Genomic DNA, 2,470 nt, shown 5'->3' with positions numbered 1-2,470 from the left:
GAGAACCGCTGGCCCCGGCGGGCGGTACCGCCTGGGGCGGTTCGGCGTGGCGTGGCTGCTGCTGATCCCGCTGCTCGGGGTGACCGCGGCCGCCGGGCAGGACGACGCGGATTCCCCGCCGCGGGTCGCCGGAGCCGCGGGCACCCGGGACGCCGCGGAAACCCGGGTCGCCTTCGCCGGCACCCGGCACCGCAGTCTCGGCGAGGTCGGCACCACCACCTCCAGCACCCCGCTGTTCGGCAAGGGCCCGGCCCACTTCGACGTCCAGCCGTCCGCCCTGGGCGACAAGCTGGTCTTCGCGAGCCGCCGCGACGAGAAGAACCCGCAGATCTACCTGCGGACCGCCGACGGTTCCGTACGCCGCCTCACCCGCGGCATGAACGCGGCGCACCCCCGGCTGACGCCGGACGGCCGGTCCGTGGTCTTCGACGCGGCCGGACCCGGCGGCCCCGACGGCAGGACGCAGCGCGACCTGTGGCTGGTGCGCATCAACCGCACCAGCCTGACGCGGCTGACCAAGACCCCCGCCGACGAGGAGAGCCCGACGGTCTCCCCCGACGGGCTGCGCCTGGCGTACTCCAGCGACAGCGACCCGGCGGCCGGACCGCAGATCTACGTGCGGGACCTGGACGGCGGCACCGCCACCCGGGTCACCGACCCCGCGAACGGCGTGGCCACCGAGCCGGTGTGGAACCCGGTCGACGACGCCGACCACCGGGACCTCATCGCGTACACCGCCACCCTCCCCGGGCAGAACGGACCCCGGCTGCGGGTGACGGACGGCACCGACGGGAGCACCGACAGGCCGCTGCTCGGCGGCGCGCGGACCCAGTGGCGTGCGCACGGGGCGGCGTGGCTGCCCGGCGGGAACGAGGTGCTGTTCCTGAGCCCGGAGATCACCTGTGAGTGCGAGGGCGACTGGGACCACGTGTTCCGGACGCCCCCGCACTCCGCCGCCACACCCGACCTGGTGCTCAACGAGAACCGCGAGGTCCTCTCGCCCACCTGGCTCGGCCCGCTCGACGGCGGCGGCGCGGTGGTGGAGCGCACCTCGGCGTCCGGCCCGCACGAGGCGACGCTGCAGGACATCCGGACCGACGGTTCCGACCCCCGCGACCTGGGGCTGACCATCCTGACGGAGGACCCGGAGGCCGACACGAACACCGATCGCGCCAAGGATCCGCTGTTCCGGCCGAGGGCCGGCTACGACCCGTGGACCGAGCGGCAGAACTACACGCCGGACGGCCGCCGGATCGTGGTGACCCGGTTCGAGGGCCCCCGGGACCGGCGGACCGAGCGGATCTGGACGGCGGACGCGGACGGCACGAAGGCGGCGTACCTGCCGCTCGCGGGCCGCGACCCGGACGACTGGGACACCGACCCGGCGTTGTCCCCGGACGGCAGGTACCTCGCCTTCACCCGGGTCTCGCCGGGCGGCGCCGGAGAGGCCGCGGGATCCAGCCGCATCCTCATCGCGGACGTCGCCACCGGTGCGATCACCGGCAGGATCACCGCGCCGCCCGGTCAGCCGCAGGGCGAGGACGCCCAGCCCACCTGGTCCCCCGACGGCACCACCCTGGCGTTCACCCGCAACCACGTCATCGACGGGGGCGGCGGCAACAAGCACATCTGGACCGTGCGCATGAAGGACCTGCGCCGGCAGCGCGACCTGAGCGCCGTGAACTGCCCGGGCGACTGCAAGGTCATCGACGACAGCCCGGCGTTCTCCCCGGACGGGCGGAGCATCGTCTTCAACCGCGAGAACGGCGGCGGCCGGATCGACGAGCGCAACGGCCTCCTCCTGACGTCCCTGTCGGGCAACACGTGCCAGGTGCTGCTGCCCGTCGCCGCCCGCGATCTGCCCGGCGCCTGCCGCCGGGAGCTGCCGGACACGTCGGTCACCGGCCCGCACCAGCCGCGGGACGCCGCCTGGACGGCCGACGGCACGGGCCTGGTGTTCAGCGCCCGCCACCGGCGCGCCGTCAACAGCCCCGAGAAACTGAAGTACCTGGACATCGCGTCCGGCGACCTCATCGCCCTCACCGGCAATCTCCCGGGCCGCCAGAAGGAACCCAGCGTCCAGCAGTCCGTGGACCTCGCGGTCCGGGCACCCGGCAGCACCGACGGGGTCACCGTCGGCCGTTCCACCACGGTCCGCGTCGACGTGGTGAACAACGGCCCCGCCGCCTCGCCCGGCACCCAGCTGACCGTCGCGCCGCCGGCCGGTGTCCGGGTCACGCGGCTGACCTGGCCCGGGGGCAGCTGCGCCGCCGCCTCCCTCCAGTGCGACGTCGGCGTGGTGCCGCCCGGTACGACCGTTCCGGTGGACGTCACGCTCACCGGGGTCACCCCCGGTGACGCGCCGGTCGGCTGGTCGGTCACCGGCACCGTCCTGGATGCGCGGCCGAGCGACAACGCCGGCCGGACCGTGGTGCCGGTGCGCGAGGCCACGCCGCCGCCGACGAGCCCG

The 2,470-nt window shown here is 75.1% G+C and carries 1 protein-coding gene; it reads left to right on the top strand.

What is annotated here, in order from left to right:
- Positions 1 to 2,470, top strand: a 2,470-nt coding sequence (locus tag CCN42_RS37875) for a hypothetical protein (protein WP_339384492.1), incomplete at both ends; no start/stop codon positions are given.

Source organism: Streptomyces glaucescens (genome assembly GCF_002154375.1).
Classification (GTDB): domain Bacteria; phylum Actinomycetota; class Actinomycetes; order Streptomycetales; family Streptomycetaceae; genus Streptomyces; species Streptomyces glaucescens.
The sequence above is the reverse complement of the archived record's forward strand: the minus strand, read 5'-3'. Positions and strand labels throughout refer to the sequence as shown.